Origin of the sequence: Streptomyces sp. GDS52, from assembly GCF_052246875.1 — a bacterium.
Classification (GTDB): Bacteria; Actinomycetota; Actinomycetes; order Streptomycetales; family Streptomycetaceae; genus Streptomyces; species Streptomyces cathayae.
In genome coordinates, this window is record NZ_CM125966.1 from 356,702 (window position 1) to 378,931 (window position 22,230).

General features: G+C 72.4%; 18 protein-coding genes and 1 tRNA gene. 13 read left to right on the forward strand and 6 right to left on the reverse strand.

The genetic code is table 11. The annotated features are described in order from the left end of the window. Positions 1–63 precede the first annotated feature (63 nt). The 4 genes from ACTWJ9_RS01760 to secD all read left to right on the forward strand — a co-directional run bounded on the left by ACTWJ9_RS01760 (position 64) and on the right by secD (position 4,556). Entirely contained in the window at positions 64–1,017 is a 954-nt protein-coding gene (locus ACTWJ9_RS01760; RefSeq protein WP_387042282.1) for a HAMP domain-containing sensor histidine kinase, read from the forward strand. Next, positions 1,014–1,682: a response regulator transcription factor gene (locus ACTWJ9_RS01765; RefSeq protein WP_279332280.1), complete on the forward strand. Its 669-nt coding sequence runs from the start codon at positions 1,014–1,016 to the stop codon at positions 1,680–1,682. Before ACTWJ9_RS01760 ends, ACTWJ9_RS01765 begins: the two co-directional genes overlap by 4 nt. Further along, positions 1,679–2,164, forward strand: coding sequence for a hypothetical protein (locus tag ACTWJ9_RS01770; protein ID WP_279332281.1), 486 nt, complete (start codon positions 1,679–1,681; stop codon positions 2,162–2,164). Before ACTWJ9_RS01765 ends, ACTWJ9_RS01770 begins: the two co-directional genes overlap by 4 nt. Before the next feature lie 64 nt (positions 2,165–2,228). Continuing rightward, positions 2,229–4,556 carry a protein translocase subunit SecD gene (secD, locus tag ACTWJ9_RS01775; RefSeq protein ID WP_387042288.1) on the forward strand — a complete coding sequence of 776 codons (2,328 nt, stop codon included), beginning with the start codon at positions 2,229–2,231 and terminating at the stop codon, positions 4,554–4,556. A gap of 103 nt (positions 4,557–4,659) precedes the next feature. On the opposite strand, the gene ACTWJ9_RS01780 is transcribed toward secD, so the two are convergent. Further along, the gene (locus ACTWJ9_RS01780) at positions 4,660–6,585 is read right to left on the reverse strand and encodes an ABC transporter ATP-binding protein (RefSeq protein WP_443295069.1); all 1,926 of its coding nucleotides are present in this window, start codon (positions 6,583–6,585) and stop codon (positions 4,660–4,662) included. Positions 6,586–6,766: 181 nt separating this feature from the next. Here ACTWJ9_RS01780 and ACTWJ9_RS01785 point away from each other — a divergent pair, with 181 nt between their 5' ends. The 5 genes from ACTWJ9_RS01785 to metX all read left to right on the forward strand — a co-directional run bounded on the left by ACTWJ9_RS01785 (position 6,767) and on the right by metX (position 14,257). After that, positions 6,767–7,642 carry a lysylphosphatidylglycerol synthase domain-containing protein gene (locus tag ACTWJ9_RS01785; RefSeq protein ID WP_443295937.1) on the forward strand — a complete coding sequence of 292 codons (876 nt, stop codon included), beginning with the start codon at positions 6,767–6,769 and terminating at the stop codon, positions 7,640–7,642. 217 nt (positions 7,643–7,859) lie between these two features. Next, positions 7,860–8,957: a mechanosensitive ion channel family protein gene (locus ACTWJ9_RS01790; protein WP_279332284.1), complete on the forward strand. Its 1,098-nt coding sequence runs from the start codon at positions 7,860–7,862 to the stop codon at positions 8,955–8,957. Positions 8,958–9,115: 158 nt separating this feature from the next. Further along, positions 9,116–11,335 carry an NADP-dependent isocitrate dehydrogenase gene (locus ACTWJ9_RS01795; protein WP_443295070.1) on the forward strand — a complete coding sequence of 740 codons (2,220 nt, stop codon included), beginning with the start codon at positions 9,116–9,118 and terminating at the stop codon, positions 11,333–11,335. A 412-nt stretch (positions 11,336–11,747) separates the two neighbouring features. After that, complete coding sequence (locus ACTWJ9_RS01800) at positions 11,748–13,109, forward strand: bifunctional o-acetylhomoserine/o-acetylserine sulfhydrylase (protein WP_443295071.1); 1,362 nt, start codon at positions 11,748–11,750, stop codon at positions 13,107–13,109. After that, positions 13,106–14,257, forward strand: coding sequence for a homoserine O-acetyltransferase MetX (gene metX, locus ACTWJ9_RS01805; protein ID WP_279337839.1), 1,152 nt, complete (start codon positions 13,106–13,108; stop codon positions 14,255–14,257). Before ACTWJ9_RS01800 ends, metX begins: the two co-directional genes overlap by 4 nt. Positions 14,258–14,574: 317 nt before the next feature. On the opposite strand, the gene ACTWJ9_RS01810 is transcribed toward metX, so the two are convergent. Beyond that, positions 14,575–14,648, reverse strand: a tRNA-Pro gene (locus ACTWJ9_RS01810). A gap of 384 nt (positions 14,649–15,032) precedes the next feature. On the opposite strand from ACTWJ9_RS01810, the gene ACTWJ9_RS01815 reads away from it, so the two are divergent. Further along, entirely contained in the window at positions 15,033–16,196 is a 1,164-nt protein-coding gene (locus ACTWJ9_RS01815) for a Gfo/Idh/MocA family protein (protein ID WP_279332287.1), read from the forward strand. A gap of 3 nt (positions 16,197–16,199) precedes the next feature. On the opposite strand, the gene ACTWJ9_RS01820 is transcribed toward ACTWJ9_RS01815, so the two are convergent. The 3 genes from ACTWJ9_RS01820 to ACTWJ9_RS01830 form a co-directional block, all read right to left on the reverse strand. Continuing rightward, positions 16,200–16,574 carry a hypothetical protein gene (locus ACTWJ9_RS01820; protein ID WP_443295072.1) on the reverse strand — a complete coding sequence of 125 codons (375 nt, stop codon included), beginning with the start codon at positions 16,572–16,574 and terminating at the stop codon, positions 16,200–16,202. Beyond that, the gene (locus tag ACTWJ9_RS01825) at positions 16,559–16,813 is read right to left on the reverse strand and encodes a TMEM175 family protein (protein ID WP_443295073.1); all 255 of its coding nucleotides are present in this window, start codon (positions 16,811–16,813) and stop codon (positions 16,559–16,561) included. Before ACTWJ9_RS01825 ends, ACTWJ9_RS01820 begins: the two co-directional genes overlap by 16 nt. Positions 16,814–16,896: 83 nt before the next feature. Continuing rightward, on the reverse strand, positions 16,897–17,928 hold the full coding sequence (locus tag ACTWJ9_RS01830) for a LacI family DNA-binding transcriptional regulator (RefSeq protein ID WP_279332288.1): 1,032 nt from the start codon (positions 17,926–17,928) through the stop codon (positions 16,897–16,899). Positions 17,929–18,043: 115 nt separating this feature from the next. Here ACTWJ9_RS01830 and ACTWJ9_RS01835 point away from each other — a divergent pair, with 115 nt between their 5' ends. The 3 genes from ACTWJ9_RS01835 to ACTWJ9_RS01845 all read left to right on the forward strand — a co-directional run bounded on the left by ACTWJ9_RS01835 (position 18,044) and on the right by ACTWJ9_RS01845 (position 21,148). Next, positions 18,044–19,231, forward strand: a complete 1,188-nt coding sequence (locus ACTWJ9_RS01835; RefSeq protein WP_279332289.1) for a phytanoyl-CoA dioxygenase family protein — start codon at positions 18,044–18,046, stop codon at positions 19,229–19,231. A 28-nt stretch (positions 19,232–19,259) separates the two neighbouring features. Continuing rightward, positions 19,260–20,036: an SDR family oxidoreductase gene (locus ACTWJ9_RS01840; protein WP_279332290.1), complete on the forward strand. Its 777-nt coding sequence runs from the start codon at positions 19,260–19,262 to the stop codon at positions 20,034–20,036. Between the two features lie 107 nt (positions 20,037–20,143). Further along, positions 20,144–21,148: a Gfo/Idh/MocA family protein gene (locus ACTWJ9_RS01845; RefSeq protein WP_387035976.1), complete on the forward strand. Its 1,005-nt coding sequence runs from the start codon at positions 20,144–20,146 to the stop codon at positions 21,146–21,148. Between the two features lie 52 nt (positions 21,149–21,200). Here ACTWJ9_RS01845 and ACTWJ9_RS01850 read toward each other — a convergent pair whose 3' ends face one another. Next, positions 21,201–22,220, reverse strand: a complete 1,020-nt coding sequence (locus ACTWJ9_RS01850) for a Gfo/Idh/MocA family protein (protein ID WP_387035974.1) — start codon at positions 22,218–22,220, stop codon at positions 21,201–21,203. Positions 22,221–22,230: the final 10 nt, after the last annotated feature.

Below are 22,230 nucleotides of genomic sequence, written 5' to 3' on the forward strand. Positions count from 1 at the left end.
CGCACCGGTCGCTGTGGTGCCCGACAGTAGAGGCAGACGAGAAAGAGGAAGGCGTGACCCCCCGTGTCCCTGTACTGGCGGATCTTCGGGCTCAACGCGGTGGTGCTGGGCGCGGCGACCGCGCTGTTGCTGTGGGCTCCGGTGACCGTGTCCGTTCCGGTGCTGCTGACCGAGGCCGTGATCCTGGTGGGCGGCCTGGCCGTGATGCTCGTCGCGAACGCGGCCCTGCTGCGGGTCGGGCTCGCCCCGCTGGACCGGGTGACCCGGCTGATGACCACCGTCGACCTGCTGCGGCCCGGCCAGCGGCTTCCGGTGCGTGGCGGTGACGAGGTCTCCGAGTTGGTCAGCGCCTTCAACGACATGCTGGAGCGGCTGGAGAAGGAGCGCGCCGCGAGCAGCGCCCGCGCCCTGCTCGCACAGGAGGCCGAGCGGCGCCGGATCGCCGTCGAGCTGCACGACGAGGTCGGGCAGAGCATGACCGCGATCCTGCTGGCCCTGAAGCAGGCCGCCGACGAGGCGCCCGACCCGCTGCGCGGCGAGCTGCGCCAGGTGCAGGAGATCACCCGGGAGAGCCTGGACGAGGTCCGCCGGCTGGTGCGCCGACTGCGGCCGGGGGTGCTGGACGACCTCGGCCTGGTCAGCGCGGTCACCTCTCTCGCCACCGAGTTCGCCACCCACACCGGGCTGCGGGTGAAGCGCAGCTTCGACCCCGATCTGCCCACCCTCGACAACGGCACCGAGCTCGTGATCTACCGTGTGGCACAGGAGAGTCTGACCAACGCCGCCCGGCATGCCGAGGCACGGAACGCCAAAGTGAGCCTGTACCGGGAGGACGACCACGTGGTCCTCGAGGTGAGCGACGACGGCCGTGGCATCGGCGCCGCCCATGAGGGCGCCGGAATTCGCGGTATGCGTGAACGGGCCCTGCTCATCGGGGCCACACTGGACATCACTCCCGTCACCCGGACCGGTACCCGGATCCGGCTGGCCGTGCCCGCCGTCAGGAAGCAGTCATGACCCACCAGGCCCCACCGACCACGATCCGGATCCTGCTCGCCGACGACCACGCCCTGGTGCGCCGCGGCGTCCGGCTGATCCTCGACCGGGAGCCGGACCTGGAGGTCGTCGCCGAGGCCGGTGACGGCGCGGAGGCGATCTCGATGGCCCGCGCCCAGGAGGTCGACCTGGCCGTCCTGGACATCGCCATGCCCAGGATGACCGGTCTGCAGGCCGCCCGCGAACTGTCCGCGCTCAAGCCGGGATTGCGTATCCTCATGCTGACGATGCACGACAACGAGCAGTATCTGTTCCAGGCGCTCAAGGCCGGGGCCAGCGGATACGTCCTGAAATCGGTCGCCGACCGCGACCTGGTCGCCGCCTGCCGGGCCGCGATGCGGGACGAGCCGTTCCTCTACCCCGGGGCGGTCACCGCCCTGATCCGCAACTATCTCGACCGGGTCCAGCACGGCGAGGAGGCCTCCGAGCAGGTGCTGACGCCACGCGAGGAGGAAGTGCTGAAGCTCGTGGCCGAGGGGCACTCCTCGAAGGAGATCGCCGAGCTGCTCTTCATCAGCGTCAAGACGGTGCAGCGGCACCGCGAGAACATGCTGAGCAAGCTGGGTCTGCGGGACCGTCTGGATCTGACCCGGTACGCGATCCGTGCGGGGCTCGTCGAGCCTTGAGCCATGTCCTGCCGGGACCTGCCGCCCGCCTTCCCCTGCGCGTCGCCGCGGTCCTCACCGCGCTGGCCTCCGTACTGCTGACCTTCGGGTTCGGCATCCCGGACGGCCCGTGGCCCGCTCTCGAGGCGCCGTCGTACTCCGCCGGCGCCCCTGCGGCTCTCGGCCCCTTCGTCCTGGATCCGGCGGCGCCCGACGGGCCGGACCGGTCCGCGCCGGATCCCGGCACGGCTCCCGGGACCCACTCGTCCGGCGTGGGCCCGCACACCCAAGACTGCACCGCCCGTACCGCGCCCTTCCGGCCGCAGCGCGACGCCGGGGAGCGTACGGTGCCGGCCGGTCGTCTGCTGTTCACCCCCGAGCACACCCCCCGTGTGCCACCCCGGCCGGCCCGGCCCGCCCCGGCGGCCGGGCACGCGCCGCCCGCCGCCGCGCACATGCCTGCGGACCTCGGCCGGGCACCTCCCGTATCGTCCAGCGCCTGAGAGTCCTGTCACCCCCCTCTCCGCCGTGCCGTAGTCGGCCACGGCGTGCCTGCTGGAGTCATCCGTGAAAAATCCCGCCCGCTTCCGGGCGTTGTTCGCACTCATCGTGATCGCCCTGTCCGTGTACATCGCCGCCACGGTCCCCGTCCGTCTGGGCCTCGACCTGCGCGGCGGCACCCAGATCGTGCTGGAGACCCGCTCCACCGAGACCATCAAGGCCGACGGCGAGGCGACCGAGCGGACCCTCGAGGTCCTGCGCGGCCGTATCGACGCGCTCGGTGTCGCCGAGCCCACCATCGTCCGCTCCGGTGACAACCGGATCATCGTCGAGCTGCCCGGTGTGCAGGACCCGCGGAAGGCCGCGGACGTACTGGGCCGTACCGCGCAGCTCTCCGTCCACTCGGTGCTCGGCCCCGGCGCCGAGTCCGACAAGTCCCTGCCGAAGGGGGAGCGCGTCCTGGCCGACGAGTCCGGTGAGCGGCTCCACCTGGCCGCCGCCGGGCTCTCCGGTCAGGACGTGAAGGACGCCGAGGCCACCTTCGACCAGCAGAGCGGTGCCGGCTGGCTCGTCACCGTGGACTTCGCGGACGACAAGGGCTGGGCCAAGCTGACCGGCGAGGCGGCCTGCAACCCCGACGGTGACCCCAAGCGCCGGGTCGCGATCGTGCTGGACAACAAGATCATCTCGTCGCCGCAGGTCCACCTGTCCGTGGCCTGCGGGGCCGGCATCACCGGCGGGTCCACCCAGATCACCGGTTCCTTCTCCGGTGAGGAGGCCAAGGAACTCGCCCTGCTCATCAGCGGCGGTGCCCTTCCGGTGCCGGTCGAGACGGTCGAGCAGCGGACCGTGGGCCCGACGCTGGGCGCCGAGGCCATCGAGTCGAGCGCCTGGGCCGCCGCCCTGGGCACCGCCCTCACCGCGATCTTCATCATCGTCGTCTACCGGCTGATGGGTTTCCTGGCCATCGTGGCCCTGGCCTGCTACGGCGTGATCTCCTACGCCGCCCTCGCGGGCCTCGGCGCGACCCTGACCCTGCCGGGTCTGGCCGGTTTCGTCCTGGCGATCGGTATGGCCGTCGACGCCAACGTGCTGGTCTTCGAACGAGCACGCGAGGAGTACGGCAAACGCAACCGGCCCAGCAGCCGCTCGGCCCTGACCGCCGGCTTCAAGGGCGCCTTCAGCGCGATCGCCGACTCCAACATCACCACGCTCATCGCGGCGGGACTGCTGTTCCTGCTCGCCTCCGGCCCGGTGAAGGGCTTCGGCGTCACCCTGGCCATCGGTGTCCTCGCCTCCATGATCAGCTCACTGGTGATCACGCGGGTGCTGGCCGAGTTCGCGGTGGAGCGCCGCTGGGTGCACCGTCGTCCCAAGTTCACCGGTCTGGCCTCCATCGGCCGGGTCCGCGAGTACCTCACCCGCCGGAACCCGCAGCTGATGCGCCGCCCGCGCCGCTGGCTGCTGGTGTCCCTCATCGTGCTGATCGTCACCGGCTCCGGCATCGTGGTGCGCGGGCTGAACTTCGGTGTCGAGTTCACCGGCGGCCGGCTGATCGAGTACTCGACCACCAAGACCGTCGATCCGGACCAGGCCCGCACGGCCCTGGCCGACGCCGGCTTCCCGCAGGCCGTCGTGCAGTCCTCCGGGGACAACGGGCTGACGGTGCGCACCGACGAGCTGAGCAACGCCGAGGCGGTCAAGGTCGCCGAGACCATCGACAAGGTCGGCAACGGGGCGGAGAAGGTCCGCGACGAGCTGATCGGCCCGAGCCTCGGCGACGAACTGCGCCGCAACGCGCTGATCGCACTCGGCCTGGCCCTCGGCGCCCAGCTCCTGTACCTCGCCTTCCGGTTCCGCTGGATGTTCGGTACGGCGGCGGTCAGCACCCTGGCCCACGACGTGGTGATCCTCACCGGCATCTTCGCGTGGCTGGGCAAGCCGATCGACGGGGTCTTCCTGGCCGCGCTGCTCACCGTGGTCGGTTACTCGGTGAACGACTCCGTCGTGGTCTTCGACCGCGTCCGGGAACTGTGGCAGAAGAATCCCAAGACGCCTCTGGCCGAGTCCACCAACCTGGCGGTCCTGCAGACGGTGCCCCGTACGGTGAACACCGGTATCGGTGTGATCTTCATCCTGGCCTCGTTGGCTCTGCTGGGCGGCGACTCGCTCACCGACTTCGCGCTCGCCCTGCTGATCGGCATGCTGGTGGGCACGTACTCGTCGGTCCTGACCGCCTCCCCGCTCGCCATCGAGCTCGACGCGTACGCGAGCCACGGCAGCGGCGGCGGCCGTGGTCGCGGGCGCTCACGTGCCCGGAGCGGTTCCGGGCGTGGGAAGTCCGACGCCCGGGAGAGCTCGGACCTGGCGAAGGCCACCAGCCAGGGAACCTGACGCCGGGCGGCTCCCCGCGGGGAGCCGCCGTGCGCATGTGAGCGCCGCCGCCGACCCCGGGACCGGGGTCGGCGGCGGCGCTGTGTGACGGGCCGGGCGGGGCCTACACCGCCGCCGGTGCGCTGCGGTCGCGCTCCCCCCGGTCCCGGTCGCGACCGGAGTTCGCCGGCCGGGGAGCGAACCGCGCGTGGTGCAGTGCGGCGTAGCGGCCGCCGGCCTCCAGCAGTTCCTCGTGCGTGCCCCGTTCCACGATCCGGCCGGCCTCGACGACCAGGATCAGGTCCGCGGTCCGGACGGTGGACAGCCGGTGGGCGATGACGAGGGCCGTCCTGCCCTCCAGCGCCTCCGCGAGCGCCTCCTGGACGGCCGCCTCGGAGGTGTTGTCCAGGTGGGCGGTGGCCTCGTCCAGGAGGACGACCCGCTGCCGGGCCAGCAGCAGCCGGGCGATCGTCATGCGCTGGCGTTCCCCGCCGGAGAACCGGTAGCCGCGTTCTCCGACCACCGTGTCCAGACCGTCGGGCAGGGACCGTACGAGCTCGTCCAGGCGGGCGCGGCGCAGCGCGTCCCAGAGTTCGGGCTCGCCCGCCCCGGGCGCGGCCAGGAGCAGGTTGGCGCGGACCGTGTCGTGGAAGAGGTGGCCGTCCTGGGTGACCATGCCGAGGGTGTCGCGCAGCGACCGCGCGGTGAGGTCCCGGACGTCGACGCCCCCCACGCGCACCGCGCCCGAGTCGACGTCGTAGAGGCGCGGCAGCAGCTGTGCCACGGTCGACTTGCCGGCGCCGGAGGAGCCGACGAGGGCTACGGTCTGCCCGGGTTCGACGCGGAAGGAGATGCCGTGCAGGACCTCGGCGCCCTCGTTCGGGTCCAGGGTGGCGACCTCCTCCAGGGAGGCGAGCGAGACCTTGTCGGCGGCCGGGTAACCGAAGCGGACGTCGTCGAACTCGACGGACACCGGCCCCGCGGGGACGTCGCGGGCGTCCGGCTTCTCCTCGATGAGCGGCCGCAGATCCAGCACCTCGAAGACCCGTTCGAAGCTGACCAGGGCTCTCATCACCTCCACCCGCGCCCCCGCGAGCGAGGTCAGCGGCGCGTACAGGCGGGTGAGCAGCAGCGCCAGCGACACGACCGCACCGGGCTCCAGGGCGCCGCGCAGCGCGAGGTGGCCGCCCACTCCGTAGACGAGGGCCAGGGCGAGGGCGGAGACCAGGGTCAGCGCGGTGATGAACACGGTCTGGGCGGTGGCCGTCCGGACGCCGATGTCCCGCACCCGGCGGGCGCGCTCCGCGAACTCCTCCGACTCCTCCTCGGGCCGGCCGAAGAGCTTGACCAGGGTGGCTCCGGGCGCGGAGAAGCGCTCGGTCATCCGGGTGCCCATGGCCGCGTTCAGGGCGGCGGCCTCGCGCTGCATGCGGGCCATGCGGCGGCCCATGCGCCGGGCGGGGATCACGAACACCGGCAGCAGGACCAGCGCGAGCAGGGTGATCCGCCAGGACAGGGTGAGCATCACGGCCAGGGCGAGCACCAGCGTCACCACGTTGCCGACCACGGTGGACAGGGTGTTGCTGAAGGCCCGCTGGGCGCCGATCACGTCGTTGTTGAGCCGGGAGACGAGCGCGCCCGTACGCGTGCGGGTGAAGAACGCGACCGGCATCCGCTGCACATGGTCGAACACGGCGGTCCGCAGATCGAGGATGAGTTCCTCCCCGAGGGAGGCCGACAGCCTGCGGCCGAGAACGCCGAGCGCCGCCTCCGTCACCGCGATCAGCGCGATGAGCAGGGCCAGCCGGACGACCGTGGCCGAGTCGCCGCCGGTCACGACGGTGTCGACGACGCGCCCGGCCAGCACGGGGGTGGCGACGGCGAGCAGCGCGGTCGCCGATCCGAGCAGGACGAAGAGGGCCAGACGGCGGCGGTGCGGGCGGGCGAACCCGCCGATCCGGCGCAGCGTGTCCCGCGCGAGGGGACGGCGCTCCTCCTCGGCGGTCATGACGCTGCGCAACTGGGTCCAGGCCGTGGTCTCCATGCTCATACGGGAGAACGTAGAACCTCGACCTTCCTTGAGGTCAAGGCGCCCCGCCCGAACCGCCCCCACCCGTAAGCCGCCGTCCGGAACACCGCAACCCGCCGTTGGCGGGGACCGGAGAGACTCCTCGAATGTGACGCGGACGATCCGCAGGATCCTGTACGTACTGCCGCCGCTGCTCGTGACCGTGGTCGCGGTGCGGCACCGGGCGGTGCTGGCCGACGGCTTCGCCCATCTGGGCACCGCGCGGTGGCCCTGGCTGCTCGCCGCGGCCGGCACGACCTGTCTGACCTGGGTGGCCGCCGCGTGCACCCGGCAGGGAGCCGTCCTCGAACGGCTGCCCGGGCGGCGGTTGCCGGCCACCCAGTTCGCCGCGGGGGCGGCCAACCATCTGCTGCCGACCGGTCTGGGCGCGAGCGCCGTCAATCTGCGGTTCATGACGGTGTGCGGGATGTCGCTCACCCGTTCCTCGGCCGCCCTCGCGCTGTATCTGCTGGCGGAGTCCGTCGGCCGGGTGGCTCTGCTGGGTGTGCTGCTCGTCGTCTTCCCGGACGCGCTGCGCACCGGATCCCTGCTGCCCGAGGGGGTCTTCGGCCCGTTGCTGCTCGCGCTCGGCGCGGTGGCGGTCGTCGCGGCGGGCGTGCTCGTCCTCGTACGACGGGTGCGGACGGCCGTGTTCTCGTTCCTGCGTACGGCGCTGGGCGAGGCCCGGTCGGTGCACACCCGGCCGTCCAGGGCGCTGGCGTTGTGGGGCGGGGCGTTCGCCTTCCCCGCGCTGCAGGCGTCGTCACTGGTGCTGGTGGGGCTGGCGCTGGGCCTGTCGGTGCCGGTCGCGCACATGGCGGTGGCGTATCTGGCGGCGACCGTCACGGTCGCGCCGGTGCCCACGCCGGGCGGGCTCGGCTCGGTGGAGGCGGCACTGGTGGTGGCGCTGGTCGCGGTGGGCGGGGCGGCCGCGGTCGCCACGGCGGTGGTGCTCGCCTTCCGGGTCGTCACGGTGTGGCTGCCGATGCTGCCGGGAGCGCTGACACTGGGCGCACTGGTGCGGCTGAAGGTCATCTGACCTGCGTCCCGACACAGCCCCGCCGACTCCCTCGTGGTACGAACACCCCTGCCGATACGGCAAGATGAGCGACTGTGCCGACCGCGGGCCGGGCCGATCCGGCACGCCGCACCTCCCGGTCCGCACCCTCCCGGGCATCCCCGAATTCGAGCAGGTGACGAGACGTGACACGACATCACATACGGTCGACGGCCAGGATGTCCGCCGGAGGTGAGCGGTGACCCGCGCGCTCACCCTGGACGATCTGCTGTACGCCGGTATCGCGCTCGCCGCGGGTCTGCTGGCGGCGTTCCTGCTGCGGATGCTGCTGCGCTGGCTCGGCCGGCACGCCGAACGCACCAGCTGGCGCGGGGACGACGTCCTCGTGGACGCCCTGCGCATGATCGCGCCGTGGGCGGCGGTCGCGGGCGGCGCGGCCTCCGCGGCGGCGGCGCTGCCGCTGACCCGGACCGTGCAGCACAACGTCAACCAGACGCTGACGGTCCTGGTCATCGTCGCGGCGACGGTGTCGGCGGCCCGGGTGGTGGCCGGCCTGGTGCAGTCGGTGACCCAGTCCCGTTCCGGTGTCGCCGGGTCGGCCACCATCTTCACGAACATCACCCGGATCCTGGTCCTGGCGATCGGGTTCATGGTGGTGCTCCAGACGCTCGGCATCCCCATCGCCCCGATGATCACCGCCCTCGGCGTCGGCGGCCTGGCGGTCGCGCTGGCCCTCCAGGACACGCTCGCCAACCTGTTCGCGGGCATCCACATCCTCGCCTCCAAGACCGTCCAGCCCGGTGACTACATCCGGCTGAGCAGCGGCGAGGAGGGGTACGTCGAGGACATCAACTGGCGTCAGACGACCGTGCGCGCGCTCTCCAACAACCTGGTGGTCATCCCCAACGGGCAGCTCGCGAAGACGAACATGACCAACTTCATGCGTCCCGAGCAGAAGCTGACCATCCTGGTGCAGGCCGGGGTCTCCTACGACAGCGACCTGGAGCAGGTGGAGCGGGCGACCATGGAGGTGGTCGCCGAGGTGATGACGGAGATCACCGGCGCGATCCCGGAGCACGAGCCGGCGGTGCGGTTCCACACCTTCGGCGACTCCCGGATCGGGTTCACCGTGATCCTGGGCGTCGGCGAGTTCAGCGACCAGTACCGGATCAAGCACGAGTTCATCAAGCGCCTGCACCGGCGCTACCGCGAGGAGGGCATCCGCATCCCGTCGCCCGCGCGGACGGTGGCGCTGCAGCAGGGCACGGTGGTGTTCCCTCAGCAGCGGGACACCGAGCCCGAGCCGAGCGACATGACGGTGGCCCGGCCGATCTGACCGGCTGCGGCAGACCCCGGGGGACCCCGGCCGACGACGCGCGGCCGGGGATGGGGAGGGCCGGCCGGCGCATAGGGGTTCGAGCCCCTGTCGAGCCCGGACCGTGAACGGGATATCTTGATGTCGAGCAATGTTGCAGACGTGGAGCGGAGCACCCGGTGACTGACTCGACCATCATCTATACGCACACTGACGAGGCCCCGGCCCTGGCGACGTATTCCTTCCTGCCGGTGGTCCGGGCGTACGCCTCGCAGGCCGGTGTCGCCGTGGAGACGCGTGACATCTCGCTGGCCGGACGCATCATCGCCGTGTTCCCGGAGTACCTCACCGAGGACCAGCGCATCCCGGACGCCCTCGCCGAGCTCGGTGAGCTGGCCAAGACGCCCGCGGCCAACATCATCAAGCTGCCGAACATCTCGGCGTCGATCCCGCAGCTCAAGGCCGCGATCGCCGAGCTGCAGAGCCAGGGCTACGCGCTGCCGGACTACCCGGACGACCCGCAGTCCGACGAGGAGCGCGAGGTCCGCGCCCGTTACGACAAGATCAAGGGTTCCGCCGTGAACCCGGTCCTGCGCGAGGGCAACTCCGACCGGCGCGCCCCCGCCTCGGTCAAGAACTACGCCAAGACCCACCCGCACCGCATGGGCGCCTGGACCCCCGAGTCCAAGACCAACGTGGCGACCATGGGCGAGAACGACTTCCGCTCCACCGAGAAGTCCGCGGTGATCTCCGCGGACGGTGCGCTGCGCATCGAGCTGGTCGGCGACGACGGCACCACCACGGTGCTGCGCGAGTCCGTGCCCGTCCTGAAGGACGAGGTCGTCGACGCCTCCGTGATGCGGGTCGCCGCGCTGCGCGAGTTCCTGACCGCGCAGGTGGCCCGCGCCAAGCAGGAGGGTGTGCTGTTCTCCGTGCACCTGAAGGCCACGATGATGAAGGTCTCCGACCCGATCGTCTTCGGCCACGTGGTGCGCGCCTTCTTCCCGAAGACGTTCGCGCGGTACGGCGAGCAGCTCGCCGCGGCCGGCCTCAGCCCGAACGACGGCCTGGGCGGCATCTACAAGGGTCTCGAGGGCCTGCCCGAGGGCGCCGAGATCAAGGCGTCCTTCGACGCCGAGCTCGCCGAGGGCCCGGAGCTGGCGATGGTCGACTCCGACAAGGGCATCACCAACCTGCACGTCCCCTCGGACGTCATCGTGGACGCCTCCATGCCAGCCATGATCCGCACCTCCGGCCACATGTGGGGCCCCGACGGCCAGGAGGCCGACACCCTGGCCGTCCTGCCGGACTCCAGCTACTCCGGTGTCTACCAGGCCGTGATCGAGGACTGCCGTGCCCACGGCGCCCTCGACCCGTCCACGATGGGCTCGGTCCCGAACGTGGGTCTGATGGCGCAGAAGGCCGAGGAGTACGGCAGCCACGACAAGACCTTCGAGATCCCGGTCACCGGCACCGTCCGCCTGGTCGACCAGGCCGGCGAGGTCGTCCTGGAGCAGACCGTCTCCGCCGGTGACATCTTCCGTGCCTGCCAGACCAAGGACGCCCCGATCCGCGACTGGGTGAAGCTCGCCGTCACCCGTGCCCGCGCCACCGGCGTTCCGGCCGTCTTCTGGCTGGACGAGACCCGCGCCCACGACGCCAACCTGATCGCCAAGGTCGAGCAGTACCTCACGGAGCACGACACCGAGGGCCTGGACATCCGCGTCCTGAACCCGGTGGAGGCCACCAAGCTGTCGGTGGAGCGCATCCGCCGCGGCGAGGACACCATCTCGGTCACCGGCAACGTGCTGCGCGACTACCTGACCGACCTGTTCCCGATCCTGGAGCTGGGCACCAGCGCCAAGATGCTGTCGGTCGTCCCGCTGATGGCGGGCGGCGGCCTGTTCGAGACGGGTGCGGGCGGCTCCGCGCCCAAGCACGTGCAGCAGCTGGTCAAGGAGAACTACCTGCGCTGGGACTCCCTCGGTGAGTTCTTCGCGCTGGTTCCGTCCCTGGAGCAGTTCGCGACGACCACGGGCAACACCAGGGCCAAGGTCCTCGCCGACACCCTCGACCGGGCCACGGCGACCTTCCTCAACGAGGACAAGTCCCCGAGCCGTCGTCTCGGCGGTATCGACAACCGCGGCAGCCACTTCTACCTGTCCCTGTACTGGGCGCAGGAGCTGGCCGGGCAGACCGACGACGCGGACCTGGCGAAGGCCTTCGCCCCGCTCGCCGAGACGCTCGCCGCGAACGAGCAGAAGATCGTCGACGAGCTGATCGCCGTCCAGGGCGAGCCGGCCGAGATCGGCGGCTACTACCAGCCCGACCCGGCCAAGGCCACCGCCGTCATGCGTCCGTCCGCCACCTGGAACGAGGCCCTGGCCTCCCTCGGCTGACCGATCCGGACGAGGACCCCACTGGCTCCGCCCCGGCCGGCACGACGCCCGGCCGGGGCGGAGCCGTGTCCGGGCCGGGGCTCGCGCGCCGACCGGACGGCGCGGTCGGCGGGCCGCGAGCCGGGCGCGGCCCGTTCATGAATACCGTGTGAAGAGATCGACCACCTACTGAGACGCCGTCTCATTTCCCGCTCACCTGGTCGTAGGCTGGCGTCGGTGACACGCTGCCACCGGACGTACACGTGTCATCACCACGGCGTGTCGCGCGAGAGACCGGCACCCACGTCGGCACGTGGTCCTCTCCGACGCCCTGATCCCCAGGGCGTCCGGCACGCCCCGTACCCCACCGGCAGGTCCGCGGGTCCGAACGCCACCCGTGGTCCGCGCCCGCACCGCGCACGAGGAGCACATCATGAGCCAGCCCACCGAACCCGACACCGCCGCCGACACGCCCGAGGGGACGTCCAGCGGTCCCGACACGTCGGCCTGGTCGTTCGAGACCAAGCAGGTCCACGCCGGTGCCGAACCCGATCCCACGACCGGGGCCCGGGCGACGCCCATCTACCAGACGACCTCGTTCGTGTTCCGGGACACCCAGCACGCCGCCGACGTCTTCTCGCTCGCGGAGCCGGGGAACATCTACACCCGCATCCACAACCCCACCCAGGACGTCCTCGAGCAGCGCGTCGCCGCCCTGGAGGGCGGAGTGGCGGCGGTGGCCCTGTCCTCGGGGCAGGCCGCGCAGACGCTGGCCCTCCTGACGCTCGCCGGGACCGGCGACCACATCGTCTCGGCCTCCTCGCTGTACGGCGGAACGTACAACCTGTTCCGGCACACCCTGCCGAGGTTCGGCATCGAGGTGTCCTTCGTCGACGATCCCGACGACGCCGAGGCCTGGCGCGCGGCCGTGCGGCCGAACACCAAGGCGTTCTTCGCCGAGACGCTGGGCAACCCGCGGAACAACGTGCTCGACGTGCGGGCGGTCGCGGACGTGGCCCACGGCGCGGGCGTCCCGCTGGTCGTGGACAACACGATCGCCACGCCCTACCTGCTGCGTCCGCTCGAGCACGGTGCGGACATCGTGGTGCACTCGGCGACGAAGTTCCTCGGCGGGCACGGCACCACGATCGGCGGCGTGGTCGTGGACGGCGGGACCTTCGACTTCGGCGCGCACACCGAGCGGTTCCCGGACTTCACCGAGCCCGACCCCAGCTACCACGGCCTGCAGTACTGGCCGGCGCTCGGCCCCGGCGCGTTCGCGGTCAAGCTGCGTGTCCAGTTGCTGCGCGACCTCGGACCGGCGATCGCCCCGCACTCCGCGTTCCTGCTGCTGCAGGGCGTGGAGACGCTGAGCCTGCGCATGGAGCGGCAGACGGCCAACGCGCTGGCGCTGGCGAAGTGGCTGGAGCAGCGCGACGAGGTCGCGGTGGTGCACTACCCGATCCTGCCGTCCAACCGCTGGTACGAGGCGGCACGGAAGTACCTCCCCCGCGGTGCCGGCGCGGTGTTCGCCTTCGAGCTGAAGGGCGGCGTCGAGGCGGGCAAGCGGTTCGTGGACGGGGTGGAGCTGTTCAGCCACCTCGCCAACATCGGTGATGTGCGCAGTCTGATCATCCACCCCGCGTCCACCACCCACGGCCAGCTGAACGAGGAGCAGCTGGCGGCGACCGGAACCGCGCCGGGTCTGGTGCGGCTGTCGGTCGGCATCGAGAACCTCGCCGACCTCAGGGCCGACCTGGAGTCCGGTTTCCGCGCGGCCAAGGGCGCCTCCTGAACCCCTTCGCGGCCTCCGGAACATCGGTCCCCCTCCCGCCGGCCACCGGGGCCTGGCAGGAGGGGGACCCGCCCGGGCGGCGTCGATGGCATGCCCCGGGCACGCCGCTGCCATTGGAAGCGGGCGGTGAACTCCCGGGCGTGGAGATGGCGTTCGAGACCTGGGGGCGACTTGCGCCGGACGGTTCCAACGCCGTGCTGGTGCTGCACGCGCTCACCGGTGACAGCCACGCAGCCGGACCGGCCGGCCCCGGTCATCCCACGGCCGGCTGGTGGGACGGGCTGATCGGGCCCGGCCTGGCCCTCGACACCGACCGCTGGTTCGTCGTCGCCCCGAACGTGCTGGGCGGCTGCCAGGGCAGCACGGGGCCGGCCTCACCGCGCCCCGGCGGGCGGCGCCGGTGGGGCGGCGCCTTCCCGTACCTGACCCAGCGGGACCAGGTCGCCGCCGAGGCCCGGCTGGCGGACGCGCTCGGCGTGCAGCGGTGGGCGCTGGTGGTCGGCGGTTCGATGGGCGGGATGCGGGCCGTGGAATGGGCGGTGACGCATCCCGAGCGCACGGGGGCGCTGCTGCTGCTCGCCACCGCGGCGGCCGCGAGCGGTGAGCAGATCGCCTGGTCCACCCTCCAGCTGCAGGCCATCCGCAGTGATCCGCACTGGCACGGCGGCGACTACCACGACACCGGCCGGGGGCCGCACGCCGGGCTGGGGATCGCCCGGCGCATCGCCCACGTCACCTACCGCAGCGAGCCGGAGCTGTCGGCCCGGTTCGGCCGGGCGCCCCAGGGGACGGAGGACCCGTGGCGCGGCGGCCGGTACCAGGTCGAGTCGTACCTCGACCACCACGCGGCCAAGCTCGTCCGGAGGTTCGACGCGGGCAGCTACGTGGTGCTGACGGAGGCGATGAACGGCCACGACGTGGGACGCGGCAGGGGCGGCGTCCGTGCGGCCCTGCGCCGGGTGACCGCGCCCGCGCTGGTGGCCGGGGTCGACTCGGACCGTCTCTATCCGCCGTCCCAGCAGGCCGAGCTGGCCGCGCACCTTCCCGGTGCCGACCGGCTCAGAGTGGTGGAGTCGCCCTACGGACACGACGGTTTCCTCCTCGAGACGGAACAGGTCGGCGCGCTGATCCGCGAGTTGCTGGGCTGACCCTCCGCTTCCGTCGCGACGCGTCGTCGGTGGTGTGCGGCACCCTGATCATGCCGTGCACCACTGAGGGCCCTCCTGAAGCGGCCCGATGACCGGCCCCGCGGTCCTGCTGCGACACCGCCCGGTGCGCCACCGCCGGCGCTGACGAACGCCCGGTGGGGGCGGGGTGTGCAGCACGCCCGTGAACGACGCGGCGGTGGTGCGCTGATGCTCGCGCCGCACAAGGAACTCGGCGCCGGCCGGTCCCGCGCGGAGTGCTTCCGCGACGCACGAGAAAGGTCCCCACGGGCTTTCGCCCATGAGGACCCTCTGCTCTGTCGGGACGACAGGATTTGAACCTGCGACCCCTTGACCCCCAGTCAAGTGCGCTACCAAGCTGCGCCACGTCCCGATGCGCTCCGCGCGGTGAACCGCGTGATCTCGCAGGTCAACCTTACCTCATGTGGAGCGCGGCCCGTCGCCCGGCGGTGTGCCGTGGGGCGGGTCGCACAACTCGGCGCGGCGGCCGCCCGGTTCGCGGACGGAGCGGGGGAACGTCTGCCGGACGGCGTGCTCGTGCGGTCCCGTCCCGCTGAACACACCGGCGCCGACGGTGAGATCGGCGCGAGGAGGTCGACGTGGTCGAGCCGCCGCACTCCCACGCTCCGGCCGGTTCGGCCTGCGACTCCTTGACACCCTCACCCCGACACACTCAAGGTTTGTCTGGACAAGCAGGACGGATCTTGAACGGATGGCGGAACGGTCCGGGGACGGAACGGTCCGGGGAAGGGCTCTCATGGTGGATACGCTCGGTGTCGCCGTCGTCGGGTTCGGCTGGATGGGGCGGGTGCACACCCAGGCGTACGCGCGCGTGCCGCACCACTACCCGCAGCTCGCCCTGCGCCCGGAGCTGATCACGGTCGCCGAGGAGGTGCCGGGCCGGGCCGAGGAGGCCGCCGAGCGGTTCGGGTTCGCCGGCGCGACCCGCGACTGGCGCGAGGTGGCCGCCGACCCGCGGGTCCAGGCGGTCAGCATCACGGCCCCGAACTTCCTGCACCGCGAGATCGGTGTCGCGATGGCGGAGGCCGGGAAGCACATCTGGATCGAGAAGCCCGTCGGTCTCACCGCCGAGGACGCCCGCGCGGTGGCCGACGCCGCCGCCGCGGCCGGTGTCCGCAGCGCGGTCGGCTTCAACTACCGCAACGCGCCCGCCGTCGAGACGGCCCGCACCCTGATCGCCTCCGGTGACATCGGCACCGTCACCCATGCCCGCATCCGCCTGTTCAGCGACTACGCCGCCCACCCCGAATCCGCTCTGACCTGGCGCTACGAACGGGAGCGCGGCGGCAGCGGAGTCCTCGGCGACCTGGCCTCGCACGGCGCCGACCTGGCCCGCTTCCTGCTCGGCGACATCGCCTCGCTGACCGCCGACACGGCGATCTTCCTGCCGGAGCGGGCCCGTCCGGCCGGGGCCACGGCCGGCCACTCCCGCGCCGCCGGCGGCGCACTCGGCCCGGTGGAGAACGAGGACTACGTGAACTGCCTGCTGCGCTTCGCCTCCGGCGCGCGCGGGGTGCTGGAGGCCTGCCGGGTCTCGGTCGGCGAGCAGAACAACTACGGCTTCGAGGTGCACGGCACCGAGGGCGCCGTGTTCTGGGACTTCCGCCGGATGAACGAACTCGGCGTCAGCCGCGGCACCGCGTACCAGGACCAGCCGGTGAGCACGGTCTACGTCGGTCCGGGCGACGGGGAGTTCGGCGCGTTCCAGCCGGGCGCGGCGAACGCCATGGGCTACGACGACCTCAAGGTCGTCGAGGCGTACCGGTTCCTGCGCTCCGTCGCCGAGGGCGTCCCGTACGGCGCCACCCTCGCCGACGCCGTGCACAGCGCGAGCGTGCTGGACGCGATGACCCGGTCGGCCGAGCAGGGGGTGTGGGTGACGGTGGAGGCGGCCTCCTGAGCGTCAGCCGGAGGCCGCCGTCTGCCCGCGGCCCAGCCGGACCTTGACCGGGATCAGCACCAGCCACCACCACATGGCGGCGGGTCCGATCAGCAGGGCCAGCGGGATGGTCACGAGGAACACCGCCACCGTCACGCCCATGTCGACGGCGGAGAGCCTCTCGTCGCGCACGGGGGCCTCGTCGCCGCGCAGCCAGGGGCGTCGGGTGAGGAGGGCGGCCGGCGCGAGGTGGACGCCGCCGAGTGCGGCGACCGCCGCCGCGTGGATGACGACGGAGGCCCGTTCCTCGCCGTACTCCGCGATCAGTGCGGTGGGGAACGGCAGCAGTGCCGCGAGGCCCAGGCCGAGCACGGCCGGCGAGATCACCTGTCCGTCCACCTGCCGGACGGTGCGGAACAGCGTGCGGTGGTCGCGCCGGAACCCGGCCGGCACGTACAGGCTGATCCCGTAGGCGCCCAGGGGGGCAGCAGCCCGCGCAGCGCCTCGCGGTACTCCCCGGAACGCAGTCCCTGCGGAACGGAGAGGTCGAGGACGAGCAGCGTGACGGCGATGGCGAACACGCCGTCGGCGAGCGTCACCAGCCGCTCGGGACCCCCTTGTGGGGTCGGGATCCTCATGCGCACGACGGTGGGCGGCCCCGGCCCGCCGAGCCGGGGTGCACGCCCGGCCCGCCGCCCGTTCACCACGCGCCGTCACTCCGTCACGTCACGGCCTGCGGCGGCATGTTGTACGGCGTGACCACCTGGATCGGGGACGGCAGGGTGGGGCCCGCGGGCGGCAGGGCGCCGTGCGCGCGCATCACGATGTGGCAGGCCTCGCGCAGGTCCTGGCGCAGGTCGTGGTGGAGCACCGCGGACAGGCGGTGCTCGCGCAGCAGGCGGGTGTTGTCGTGGTCGAGGTCGTGCGCGACGAACACGGCGCACTCCCGCCCGGCGTCCTCGAAGGCACGCAGGGTCGCGATGTTGCCGCCGCCGATCGAGTAGACCGCGCGGATGTCCGGGTCGTGGTCCAGGGCGGCCCGGACGAGGTCGTACTGGGTGGTGTCCAGGCCCTGGCCCTCGGCGATCTCGACGAGGGCACGCCCCGGATGCCGGGCGCGCATGGCGGCCCGGAAGCCCATCTCGCGTTCCTCCTCGTTACGGAAGAATCCGCTGCTGAGGCTGGTGAGCACATGGCCGGGCCGGTCCCCCAGCCACTGGCCCACGAGATAGGCGGCGGTGGCGCCCGCGGCCCGGTTGTCGCTGCCGACACAGCCGACCCGGGCGCTCGTCGGCAGGTCGGTCACCAGGGTCACCACCGGGATGCCCGCCGCGGCGAGCCGGCCGACGGCGGCGGTGATCCCGGGGACGTCCGGCGCCTTGAGGATCACGCCCTGCGAGCCGCGCCGGGCGATCCGGTCGAGGACGGCGGTCAGCTCCTCGGCGGGGCCGGTCTCACGGAAGTGGAAGCGGGAGCGGACCACCGCCGGGTGCAGCGCGGGCAGTTCGGCCTCCAGGGCGGCGCGTACGGCGGTGGAGAACCGCTCGGGCGACTGCATCACGATGTCCACCATGAACGTGCGGCCGACCAGCCGGACCTGGGTGCGCTGCCGGTCCAGGTCGGCGATCGCACGGCGCACCTCCTGCGCGGTGCTCTCCCGTACCCCGCCGCGGCCGTTGAGGACCCGGTCGACCGTGGCCTCGCTCAGCCCTGCCTGACGTGCGATCTCCCTGATCGGGAAGGGGTGGCCCATGCGCCGGCTCCTGAGGCTTCTGAGGGGTTTTTGATGGCTGGCTGATGGTTGTTCGAAGGCTTTGTACTGACAAGAATGGCAGAGCCGAGTCCCCCCGTGACCCGAAGGGACGAACATGTCCTTCTCCACCGCTTCCACCCCGGCCCAGCCGTCCACGGAGCAGCGGCCCTGGCTGTCCGAGCAGGACTGCGACCTGGACGCCTTCCGTGCCCTGGTCGAGCAGACCACGGAAGGCGCCGACTACCCGCACGCCTCGGCCGTGGAGCGGAACGTGCTGCTCTACGACGCCGACCGGCTCGCCCTCGCCGACCGCCGCGACGCGCAGGCCGAGTTGGTGCGCGCCCTCGCCGGGGGCCCCGGCATCGTGGTCGTCCGGGGTGCCTTCCCCGACCCGGCGGTCGTGGACCGGGCCACCGCCGTGTTCGACGCCCTGATCGCCGAGCAGCGCGCCACGGGCGTCACCGCCGGCGACCACTTCGCCAAGCCGGGCGCCAACGACCGGGTGTGGAACGCCCTGGAGAAGACCGCCCTGCACGACCCGTCGGCCTTCGCGGACTACTACGCCAACGACGTGATCGCCCTGGTCTCCTCGGCCTGGCTCGGCCCCGGTTACCAGGTCACCTCCCAGATCAACGTGGTCAACCCGGGCGGCGCCGCCCAGACCGTGCACCGCGACTACCACCTGGGCTTCCTGTCCAACGAGGTCGCCGCCGCCTACCCGGCACATGTGCACCGCCTCTCCCCCGTGCTCACCCTGCAGGGCGCGGTCGCGCACTGCGACATGCCCGTCGAGTCCGGTCCCACGCTGTATCTGCCGCACTCGCAGAAGTACGGGCCCGGCTACCTCGCCTGGCGGCTCCCCGAGTTCCAGGCGTACTTCGAGGAGCACCATGTACAACTGCCGCTCGCCAAGGGCGACGCGGTCTTCTTCAACCCGGCGCTGTTCCACGCGGCCGGCGCCAACCGCTCGGCGGACATCCGGCGCATGGCCAACCTGCTCCAGGTGTCCTCCGCGTTCGGCCGGGCCATGGAGACGGTGGACCGCGAGGCCGTGACCGGAGCCGTCTACCCGGCGCTGCTCAGGGGCCGGGCGGAGGGCGCCGGCGAGCAGTGGCAGGAGAACGTGATCGCGGCGAGCGCCGAGGGCTACCCCTTCCCCACCAACCTCGACAACGACCCGCCGGCCGACGGTATGGCCCCGCCCTCGCAGGCCGACCTCGTGCGGCGGGCGCTGCGCGAGGAGTGGACCGCGCGGACGCTGCGGGACGCGCTGCGGGCCGCCGCCGGACGACGTCACAGCTGAAAGGACCCGGACCCCACGGAGCACAGTCATGGGACTTCTCGACGACAAGGTCGTCCTCGTCAACGGCGGCAGCCAGGGCGTCGGCGCCGCCGTCGCGCGGGCCGCGGTCCGCGCGGGGGCGGCCGTCGCGGTCACCGGGCGCCGGACCGAGCCCGGTGAGGCCCTGGTGGCGGAGTTGGCGGCCGCGGGCGGCGAGGCGATGTTCGTCCGCGCCGACCTGGCGGACGCCGAGCAGGCGAAGGGGTCCGTCGCCCAGGTGGTGCGGGCCCACGGCCGGGTCGACTGCCTGGTCAACTCGGCGGGGCTGACCGCGCGCGGCACGCTGCTGGACACCACACCGGAGCTGTTCGACCAGCACATCGCGATCAACCTCAGGGCACCGTTCTTCGCCATGCAGGCCGCCGTGGCGGACATGGTGCGGCGCGAGGCGCCCGGCACGGTCGTCAACATCATCACCTCGTCGGCGCACGGCGGGCAGCCGTTCCTGGCGCCCTATGTCGCCGCGAAGGCCGGGCTCATGGGCCTGACGAGGAACGCGGCGCACGCCCACCGGTGGGACCGGGTCCGGATCAACGGGCTGAACATCGGCTGGACGGCGACCGAGGGCGAGGACGCCACCCAGCGCACCTTCCACGCCGCCGGGGACGACTGGCGCGAGCGGGCCGCCGCCCGGCTGCCGATGGGCAGGCTGGGCCGGCCGGACGAGATCGCCGACTTCGTGGTCCTCCTGCTGTCCGACCGCTCCGGCGTGGTCACCGGCTCCGTGATCGACTGGGACCAGAACGTCCTCGGCGGCCTCGACTGACCTCCCCGCTCTGTCGCGGTCCGCTCGTACGCACCCCCGCACCCCCGTGTCCCCGCACCCCCACGTCCCCGCACCCCCGCACCCCCGCACCCAAGGAGCACCGCCCCATGCGCATCGGAATCCTCGGCCTCGGCCGTATCGGCGCCTTCCACGCCGAGACCCTCTCCGGGCTCGACGCCGTCGAGTCGCTCGTCGTCTCCGACCCGTTCGCGGACGCCGCGAAGGCCGCCGCCGACCGGTTCGACGCCGAGGTCGCCGACTCCCCCGAGGCCGTGCTCGCGGCCGGGGTGGACGGCGTGGTGGTCGCCGCGGCGACCGACGCCCACCCGGGGCTGATCCTCGCCTGTGTCGAGGCGGGCGTCCCCGTGTTCTGCGAGAAGCCCGTGGCCGGCACGATGGCCGAGGGCGTACGGGTGCTGAAGGCGGTCGAGGGCCGGGACGTGCCGATCCAGATCGGCTACAACCGCCGGTTCGACGCCGCCTTCGTCGCCGCGCGGGCCGCCGTGCACAGCGGCGAACTCGGCACGCTGCACACCGTGCGCTCCACCACGCTGGACCCGGCGCCGCCGCCGGCCGCGTACATCGCCGCGTCCGGCGGCATCTTCCGCGACTGCTCCGTGCACGACTTCGACATCATCCGCTGGGTGACCGGCCGGGAGGTGACCGAGGTGTACGCGGTGGGCGGCAACCGGGGTGCCGACTACATCAGGGAGGCGGGCGACGCCGACACCACCGGCGCGCTCCTCACCCTGGACGACGGCACCATCGCCGTGGTGTCCAACAGCCGCCACAACGCGCGGGGTTACGACGTCCGCATGGAGATCCACGGCTTCCAGGACTCCATCGCGGTCGGCCTGGAGGACAAGCTGCCGCTGCGGTCGGTGGAGCCGGGCACGACGTTCCCCTCCGGCACCCCGCACGACTTCTTCATGGACCGCTTCACCGCGGCCTACCGGGCCGAACTGACCGCGTTCACCGAGGTCGTGGCCGGGACCCGCCCCTCTCCGTGCACGATCGAGGACGCGCTGGAGGCAGGCTGGATCGCGGAGGCGTGCACCCTCTCGCTGCACGAGCACCGCCCCGTCACCCTCGAGGAAGTACGTCGGGCATGAGCGTGGGGGCCGTCCTTCCGAAGGACGGCCCCCACTCACGCGTCACGTCGTCTCACCGGTACAGCGGGGGCTTCTCCGCCAGTTCGACCGCGACCCGGCCGCCTTCCTCCAGGGACCGGACGCCGGCCTCGCAGACGGCGGCCGCCGCGTAGCCGTCCCAGGTGCTGGGGCCGGTGACCTCGCCCCGGCGGGTGGTGTCCACCCAGGCCTGGACCTCGTCGTCGTAGGCCTGGGCGAAGCGTTCGGCCCAGTCCTGGGCGATGGTGCCGCCCCAGCGGCCGGCCATGTGGGTGACCAGGTCGTGGCCGTCGCCGATGCGGGCGGTGCCGCGTTCGCAGACCGCCTCGGCCTGGACCTGGTAGCCGAAACCGCAGTTGACGAAGATCTCGACGTCACTGAGCGCGCCGCCGTCGGTCTCCAGGACGACGAACTGCGGGTCGCGCAGTCCGTCCGGGGCACCGGCGGAGGGGGTGGGGCGCAGGACCGTGACCGCGGTGATCTCGTGGCCCAGCAGCCAGCGGGTGGCGTCCACTTCGTGCGCCACGGAGTCGCTGATCAGCATGGAGCTGGTGAAGAACGGCGGGCTGGCCACGTTGCGGTGCCGGTTGTGCAGCATCAGGGGGCGGCCCAGCTGCCCGCTCTCCAACAGGGCTTTGAGGCGGACGTACTCGGCGTCGTAGCGGCGCATGAAGCCGACCTGGACGCGGCGGTGGCCGAGTGCCTGTTCGGCTTCCACGACCCGCAGCGCGGAGGCCGCGTCGGGGGTGAGGGGTTTCTCGCACAGTACGGGCAGGTCGTGCTCGAACGCGGTGAGCAGGGCCGCCTCGTGGGCCGGCCCCGGGGAGGCGATGAGGACGGCGTCGACGTCGGCCGCCGTCATCGCGGCGGCCGGGTCGGTGTGAGCGGTGCAGCCGTCGACGCCGGCGGCCACCGTCTCGGCCCGTTCCGCGTCGAGGTCGACGACGGCGGTGACCCGCGCGCCGCTGATGACCCGGTCGATCCGGCGCACATGGTCCGCGCCCATGCGGCCCGTGCCGATGACGGCGATTCCCAGGGGTTCCTGCCGGTTCATGTCGTCGTCT